Here is an 8501-nt window from a genome sequence, read left to right as displayed (position 1 = left end):
AGGCAGTGTCTCGAAGTCGGGTGCGGCGTGTCGGTGATCGATAGATAGCGAGGTCTCCGGTTGAGGGTTCACCAAGATGAACCTGAATACCGGAGACCTCGTGGCCGCCATAGCGCTGACGAGGCGGCACGACCTGACCGGCGCCCAGAGGGGGGTGTCGGCGTCGCTGCTGCGCGGACGCGGCCGGGTTGATCACCTGGGATGTGACGTAAGGGCATGGACCGGCGGGGTGCCACCTACCTGCCACGGACGACGGAGGTCGTCGCGGCGGATCTCGTCGGCGACGTGTTCATGGGCCTGTACCTGCTAATGCCGGCAACATCTGCCACTTCGGACCGCCGGCCGGGTGCGGGCAGCGGTGGCCGGACGGGGTGGCACGAAGCCTCCCACACTCAGTTTGGTCACATCGATGGTCACAGCTCAAGATCAAATAGCCGCCACTGCCCGATACGTAGCGACAGGGGGTGTGACTTCCCCCGGAGGGTTTTCCCTGTTCAAAGCACCTGTCGGCATCCCGGGGTACCGCGTGACAGAACTGTTGTCGTACTGGCAGTGTGGAGGTCAGGGGTTCGAGTCCCCTCGGCTCCACCCCTTGTTTACGCAGGCGAAATCGGCATTGGTCATCGACCAATGCCGATTCTCGTGTTTTGACCATCGGGGGGATTCGTGGTGGTCGAGGTCTAGCGGAATGGGGAGGACCCTGTCCATGATCTGAGTTCTCACACAAAGATCATCAATGGGCAGGGTCCTCGATGAGTAGCGTAACGGCTGCCGGTGCCGGTGACAGCGAGCTGGGCCGGGTCTTGTTGGATGCGTGGCGGCGGGAGTTGTACGGGGGCGTTCTCGCATCCCGGTCACGGACGTTGTTCTCGCTGGTCGACGAGTTGGCCGCTGGTCAGGGCCGGTGTGGTTGCCCGGCGCATCTGTCGCTGAGCACGGTCACCGGGCACGCTGCGGCGTACCGGGCGTTACGTGACGGCGAGATCGACACCGGTCGGGCGTTACGGGCGGCGTGCGAGATCGCCACGCGGTCCGGTCTGCCGCGGGTGTATGCCGTTGACACCACCGCGTGGCCGCGGCCGAACGCAGCCACCAGCCCGGACCGGCAGCCGCAGTACACCCCCGGCGGGCCCCGCGGCACGGCGCTGATCAAGACGGGGTGGCGGTATCAGCATGTCGTCCGGCTGTCTCTGACCCCGGACTCGTGGGTCGTGCCGGTGCTGGCCGACCGGATCGCCTCCGACGACGATCTGGTGGAGGTCACCGTGGACCACATCACCCGAGTCTGCGCCCAGGACGGCGCCCGCCCGGCCGACCCGTCACTGTTTCTGCTGGACTCCGGTTATCCCGCGGCCCGGATCACCCATCTGCTGCGCGAGCGCGGGATTCCCGCGGACGTGCTGGTCAGGCTGGCGACCTCGCAGACCATGTGGACCCGGCCCGAACACCGGGCCGCTCACCCCCTCGGAGGCCGGCCCCGCCGGCACGGGTTCCGCCTCACTCTGCGCGAGCCCGGCCTGCCCCCGGATGCCGGTGTCAGCGGCCCGGTCGGTATCTACGGCACCGTCACCGTCCGGGCCTGGCATCAGGTCCATCCCAAACTCACCCGCGCCAGCCGGGGCTTCACCGGCCAGGGCACCCTCCCGATCGTCGAGGGCAGCGTGCTACTCGCCCGGGTCCAGCACCTGCGCCCCAGCCGCCGCGCCGGCGACCTCGCTCTCTGGTACTCCGGCCGCCGCCGCGACCTGCTCACCCTGGTCATGACCTACCTGGCCCGCTTCGACATCGAGCACTACTTCCGATATCTCAAGAGCACCGCCCAGGCACCGGACTTCCACCCCCGCCAGCCCGGCACCCTGACCACCTGGCTACGCCTGCACGCCTACGCCTACCTACACCTGTTCTGCGCCCGCACCCACATCACCCACCACCGGCTGCCCTGGGAACCCGCCACCACCACCAGCCCGACCCCCGGCCAGACACGCCGGCAGGTTTCGCCCGCTCTGCGCAACGCCTGGCAACCACCAGGCCACCCGAAACCCGGACACCCCGGACCCGGCCGCCCCGCCGGGAAACGCCGCAAACGCCGAACCCGCTACCCGATCATCCGCAAAAACGCCGTCCACAAGGGCAAATGACAACCCTCACCCACACCACCACGAACACACCCCCACCACACCGCCAAACCACCCTGCCCACAGAACGGTCAAAACACGAGAAATCGGCATTGGTCATCGACCAATGCCGATTCCTGTTCATCGTGCTCACCGGTGTGCTCACACGATCGCCCCACGTTGCTGCTCGATGATGGGGTTGCATCTGATGCTGCGCCGCACAGAGCGAGGTTGCCGGTGACACAGGTCGACCTTGCTGGCACCGGCGGACGGGACGGCGGTTCGCCTGATCGGGTCCGGTCCGAGGGCGATGATGAGGCCGGGAGTTCGGCGGGTGGGTCCCAGGACCGCGGCCACCATCCACCGTCCAGGACCGCCAGGTCGTGGGGGAGTGCGAAGACGAGCCGGGGGTACGGAGGGCGCCGGTGCGGGGATCGTGGTGGCCGGTCGCGTGGTGATGGACAAGGCTTATTCGTCCCGATTCTCGGGGCGGGACGGCAGGAATCTTGTTGCTGCGAGAGCCGCCGTAGCGTCAGGGGCCTGACATGCCGTGGCCGGCACGGTCTCCCGCGCCGGCCACGTCGGTGGTGGTTCGGCTCAGCTGGCGTACGCCTCCAGCTCCCAGAGCGAGTGACCCCACGCGGTACCCCGGGCGGTGCCGTAGATCCGCAGGTAGCGGCCATTCGCACCGAGCGCGGTGTGCTCGTCCACGCCGCCGTCGGCCCCGGTCACCGTCTTCACGTCGACCCAGGTGGTGCCGTCGTTCGAGGTCTGGATGCGGTACGAACTGCTGTACGCCGCCTCCCAGCTCAGCTTGACCCGGCCGATCGGGGTGGGGCTGCCGAGGTCGACCCGGATCCACTGCGGGTCGGAGAACGCCGACGACCAGCGGGTGGTGAGGCTGCCGTCCACCGCCTGGGCGCCGGACATGCCGGCCCCCTCGTCGCTGGACGTCAGCGTCGGTTTGTTCAGCAGCAGGTTGGTGCCCGGCTGCGGCCCGCTGGTGCCGCCGTACACCTCGAACTCGAACAGGGAGTAGCCCCAGCCGGTGCCGCGGGTGGTGCCGGCGAGCCGGACGTACCGGCCGGAGCCGGTCAGGCCGGTGAGGTCGTCAACGCCACCGTCGCCGCCGGTCACGGTGCGGATGGTGGTGAAGTTGACCCCGTCCGGCGAGGTCTGGATCTGGTACCCGCTGCCGTACGCCGCCTCCCAGGTCAGCTTGACCCGGTTGATGTCGTACGTGGCACCGAGGTCCACGTCGATCCACTGCGGGTCGCTGAACTCGCTGGCCCACCGGGTGCCGACCGCACCGTCGAACGCGTTCCCGGCGACGAAGGCGTCCTGCACGCTTGAGGCGCGGGCCGGCTTGCCCCGGGCCAGGTTTGCGCCCGGTTCCGGGTCGGGTCCGGGTCCACCGCCGGGTCCGGTCGAGAGGGTGAACTCGTCGATGTCGAAGTACGGTCCGGTGCCCTTGAAGACCAGGAAGAGGGTGCGGGTACCGGTCGGGGCGGTGATTCCGCCGGTGACCGTGGCGAACGTGGCGTACCCGCCGGTCGGCACCACCGTCGCCTGACCGACGAGCGGTCCGGTGGGCGAGTCGACCCGCAGTTCGAGGGTGCCGCCGCCGCCCGTCGGGGCACCGACCCGGGCGCTGAACGACTGGATGCCGGTCAGGTTGTACGGGTGGAACGAGATCCAGTCGTTGTTGTCGATGTACCCGATCGCCGCGCCGCCGTGCGCGCCGCCCGGGGTGACGACCTGGACGCCGGACGAGTCGCCGAAGTGCTCGGCCTGGCGCACCCGGGGCTGAAGGACGGCTTGGGTGTGCGTGGTGAGCGGTGGCTGACCGGCGCCACCGAGGTCGGTGTACTCGGCGTCGATGATGCCGAAGATGTTCGCCGCGGTGTCGTGCTCACCGTCGACCGAGGTCTGGATGACCCCGGAGCAGCCCTGCACGCTGCTGATCTGGTGGCCGTGCGAGTCGTGGCCGAGCACGTAGTTCACCTTCACCCGGGCGCAGTCGATCGGACCGTCCTGCGCGTCGGTGACCGTGACGCTGAACGGTACGGCGTCGCCGAAGGTGAACGTGGACCCGTGCAACGGCGTGTTCACGGTGACCACCGGGGCGCTGTTGCCGACCGTGATGACGGTGCTCGCGGTACCGACCTTGCCGGTGCTGTCCCGGACGGTCAGGGTCGGGGTGAAGGTGCCGTGGGTGGTGTAGGTGAACGTCGGGTTCGCCGTGGTCGAGTCGGTGGTGCCGTTGTTGTCGAAGTCCCAGGCGTAGGTGAACGGGTCGCCGTCCGGGTCGAGCGTGCCGGTCGACGAGAACTGCACGGTCAGCGGTGCGACGCCGCTGGTCGGGGTGGCCGAGACGACCGCCCGTGGGGCTCTGCCCTCGCGGGCGTACTCGATCCGGTAGAGGGCCGAGTTGGCGTCGCCGTTGAACCAGCCCGTGCCGTAGTCGAGCACGTAGAGCGCGCCGTCCGGGCCGAACTCCATGTCCATGACCTGGGTGCCGGTCCACGGGAACGGGTTGATCTTCAGCGGCTGGCCGGCCGAGTCGAGCTTGATGTTCTTGATCCAGCGGCGGCCGAATTCGCCGGCGAAGTACGTCCCGTCGTAGTACTCCGGGAACGCCACGTCGGAGGTGTTGTCCGGGTCGAACCGGTACACCGGGCCGCCCATCGGGGACAGGCCGCCACCTGTGAACTCCGGCGGGGAGCCGGAGCCGCCGTACGGCAGCCAGGCCGGGATGGCCGGCGGCAGCTGGGTGAGACCGGTGTTGTTGGGCGAGTTGTTCACCGGCCCGTTGGCGCAGTCGAACTTCGGGCCGGACGGGCCGGACGGGAAGGTGTAGTCGTTGTAGGCGTCGTTGCGGGCAGTGCAGTACGGCCAGCCGTAGAAGCCGGGCCGGTCGATCCGGGCGAACTCCACGTTGCCCGCCGGGCCGCGGTTGGGGTCGGCGGTGCCCGCGTCCGGACCGTAGTCGCCCAGGTAGACGACGCCGGTCTCCTTGTCCACGCTCATCCGGAACGGGTTTCGGAAACCCATCGCGTAGATCTCCGGGCGGGTCCGCGCGGTGCCCGGCGCGAACATGTTCCCGGCCGGGATGGTGTACCCGCCGGCCGCGCTCGGCCTGATCCGCAGCACCTTGCCGCGCAGGTCGTTCGTGTTGCCCGAGGTGCGTTGGGCGTCGAAGGCCGGGGTGCGGCCGGCTCGCTCGTCGATCGGGGTGAAGCCGCTCGACTCGAACGGATTGGTGTCGTCGCCGGTGGACAGGTACAGGTTGCCGGCCGCGTCGAAGTCCATGTCACCACCGACGTGGCAGCACATGCCCCGGCTGGTCGGCACATCCAGGATCAGCGTTTCGCTGGCCAGGTTGATGGTGTTGTCCGCGTTGGCGGTGAACCGGGACAGCCGGTTGACGCCGTCCCACCGGGCGAAGTCCGCCGGCGTACCGGTGGTCGGCGCCCCGCCACCGGGGGTGTCCAGCGGTGGCGCGTAGAACACGTACACCCAGCGGTTGGTGGCGAAGTTCGGGTCGACTTTGATGCCCTGCAGGCCCTCCTCGTCGCCGGTGTAGACCGGCAGCGTGGCGGCGACCTTTGTGTTGCCGGCCGCGTCGGTGTGCCGAATCACGCCGTTACGGGAGGTGTGGAACACGCCCCGGTCCGGCAGCACGGTGAGGCTCATCGGCTCGCCCGTCTCAGCCGCGCCCTTCGCCAGCTCGACCTGCTGGAAGTTGCTGGTCACGGTGCCGCCACAGTCGGCCTCGGCCGCGCCGGCCACGCTCATGATGCCGCCGAGCAGGTGGGTACGGAAGTTCGGCTCGGTGTACGACTCGTCGGTGTGCCCGAGCCCGGTGTACCAGGCCCGGCCGCCGGAGTAGTTGTGGCACCAGGAGATCGGGTGGTCGTACCCGTTTCCGCCGCCGCTGTAGGTGCTCTCGTCCAGGGTGGCGAGCACGTGCACACTGCCCCGGGGGTTGGTGCGGTAGTTGTACCACTCGTCCAACCGGGTCCAGCGCTGCGGCAGCGCGGCGGTGGACGGGTGCACCTGGTCGGCGACCTTGATGGTCGCGGTCTGGTTGGCCGGATGCGAGGCGAAGTACGCCCCGACCAGTCCGCCGTACCAGGGCCACTCGTACTCGGTGTCGGCGGCGGCGTGTACGCCCACGTACCCGCCGCCGCCCTGGATGTACCGCTCGAACGCTGCCTGCTGGGTGGCGTTGAGCACGTCACCGGTGGTGGACAGCCAGATCACCGCGGCGAAGCGGTCCAGGTTGGCGTCGGTGAACTGGGCCGCGTCCTCGGTGGTCTCGACGGTGAACCCGTTGGCCGCGCCGAGCTGCTGGATGGCGGCGATGCCGGGCACGATGGATCCGTGCCGGAATCCGGCGGTCTTGCTGAAGACCAGCACGGTGAACGGTGCGGCGCTGGCCGCGGGTGGCGCGGCGACGATGCCGCCGGCCACGAGGATCGCGCTCAGTACGGCGCCGAGCCACGATCTCAGAGATCTGCGCACGGTGGTCGTCCTTTCGAGGACGGCGTGCGCCGATCACGCCTGGTGGGGTGAAGGTGGTGGTGCCGCGCATGCTCGCGGCCCGCTCAACGCGCCGTCGCCGGTGCGAGCGTGAGACATGCGCATACATCGTTACGGCCGCATCACGGGCGCGTCAAGCTCTCCAGCCATCTTCGTGAGAGCGTTATCTCGGCAGGTCAGGGCTGACTGACGAATCCCGTCGCAGGGGGCCCGTTCAGGGGAGGGTGAAGTCCAGGCGGGTGACCTGGTCGGCGGTCACGGTCGCGGTCTGCGGCGCGCTGTGCTGCTCGCCGGTGCTGACCACGATCTCGTACCGGCCCGGCGGAAGTCGCCACTCGTAGCGGCCGGCGTCTCCGGTCAGGACGCCGATCTCGGGGATCGCCGGTGCCGGCTCGCCAAGCGGGGTCACCTGCACGGACGCCTGACGCACCGGTTCGCCGGCCGGGGTGGTGACGGTGCCGGTCACGGTGCCGGCCGGGTTGGTGCGACCCGGCGGGGCCGGTGGCCCGTCATCGGAGACCGGGTCGTCTCCGCCGAAGGCCAGCAGGCTCGCCCCGATCAGCAACGGCGCGGCGATCAGGAGTGCGAGCACCCCGAGGCGCTTACGGCTCATGACTGCTTCCTCACTGGCGATGACGGACAGTATCTGGGACGTGCCCGAGGTGGTGACGGTTCCGTGCGGGTGGGTGGCTGCTCGCCGGCCCACCCGCACGGGCACCTCGGGTCAGCTGTTACGCCAGGTGATCAGATTGTTGAAGACGCTCTCCGTGATGCGGGTGCCGTGGTTGTTTGTGGAGTGTGGCGAGGAGCCGTGCAGGCCGTACGCGTGAATCGCCATCACGCACTGCCCGACACAGTACGAACTGCCGGCGGCGCGGGTCTGGTAGACCGGGCTGCCGCTCTGGCAGCCGAACGTGTCGTTCTGGTAGAAGACCTGCCGGGCGTGGGTGACCGTGACGGTCTGCCCGGCGTGTCGCCACTGCTGACCGAAGGTCTTGTCGCACGGGTAGCCGCTGACGGTGGTCGCGGTGCCGGTGAGCGAGGCGCTCTGCCACCACATGCCGAACCAGCCGGTGCTGTTGCCGGCAGCGCAGCTCAGCCGGATGGCGCCGTAGTCGTACGTCTCGTCGCCGCTCTGGGTCCAGCCGGTGACCGAGAGGAGTTGGGTGGCGGTGCACGTGCCGTACGGCGTCGACGCCCCGTTGCGGCCCGGGATGATCTGGAAGTCTCCGCGCGGGTAGAAGTTGTTGCCGCCGCCGCCGTTCTGGCCGCCGCCCGGGTGCACGCAGTGCCCGGCGGTGGCGATGATGCTCGGGCCGTAGAGCCAGCCGGTGCAGCCCCAGGTGCTGCCGTTGGTGGTGCGGACGATCTGCACGATGGCGCTGGACGGGAAGACCGTGGTCGGGTCGACCCGCACCCGGTTGTCGGTGCCGATGACGCTCTGGATGCCGATCGAGTCGCCGTCGGGCGCGGCGGGACGGCCACCGGCATCGAACCGGCTGCCTCCCGGTCCGGCCTTGCCGGTGCCGGCCGATCCGGAGGCGCCGGAACCCCGTACGCCATCGAGGCCGCGCTGCACGGAGGGCAGCGCGACGGCGGCGGGTACGACACCCGAGTCGGCGACCGCGCCGTGCACGTCGGTGCGGGCGGCGGTGGTCGGGGCTTGGGCGGTCGACGCGGCGGTCGCCGGTGCGGCGGCGAGCGCCGACGCCAGGACGGCGGTGATCCCGATCGCGAGGATGCTCCTCGGTCGGGATCTGCTGGGCGGTGTGGACGTCACGAGAGCCCTCCTCATCGAAGCTGGACGCTTCAGATGGCAAGCTATATCGACCAGGTTGATCC

4 protein-coding genes are annotated in these 8501 nt (G+C 69.5%); 1 reads left to right on the top strand and 3 read right to left on the bottom strand.

Going from position 1 to position 8501, the window contains the following annotated elements:
- Positions 1-752 precede the first annotated feature (752 nt).
- Positions 753-2138, top strand: coding sequence for a transposase (locus tag Vse01_RS29330; protein WP_232511048.1), 1386 nt, complete (start codon positions 753-755; stop codon positions 2136-2138).
- A gap of 573 nt (positions 2139-2711) precedes the next feature.
- Here the strand turns inward: Vse01_RS29330 and Vse01_RS12145 are convergent.
- The 3 genes from Vse01_RS12145 to Vse01_RS12135 form a co-directional block, all read right to left on the bottom strand.
- Positions 2712-6641 carry a ThuA domain-containing protein gene (locus Vse01_RS12145; RefSeq protein ID WP_093402014.1) on the bottom strand — a complete coding sequence of 1310 codons (3930 nt, stop codon included), beginning with the start codon at positions 6639-6641 and terminating at the stop codon, positions 2712-2714.
- Positions 6642-6873: 232 nt separating this feature from the next.
- On the bottom strand, positions 6874-7272 hold the full coding sequence (locus Vse01_RS12140; RefSeq protein WP_139233083.1) for a carboxypeptidase-like regulatory domain-containing protein: 399 nt from the start codon (positions 7270-7272) through the stop codon (positions 6874-6876).
- 111 nt (positions 7273-7383) lie between these two features.
- A complete protein-coding gene (locus Vse01_RS12135; protein ID WP_139233082.1) occupies positions 7384-8439 on the bottom strand; it encodes a trypsin-like serine peptidase in 1056 nt (351 codons plus the stop codon).
- Positions 8440-8501: the final 62 nt, after the last annotated feature.

It is taken from the genome of Micromonospora sediminimaris (assembly GCF_016863575.1).
GTDB lineage: Bacteria > Actinomycetota > Actinomycetes > Mycobacteriales > Micromonosporaceae > Micromonospora > Micromonospora sediminimaris.
Note: the sequence above shows the minus strand (reverse complement) of the source record. Positions and strands in the feature narration are given on the sequence as shown.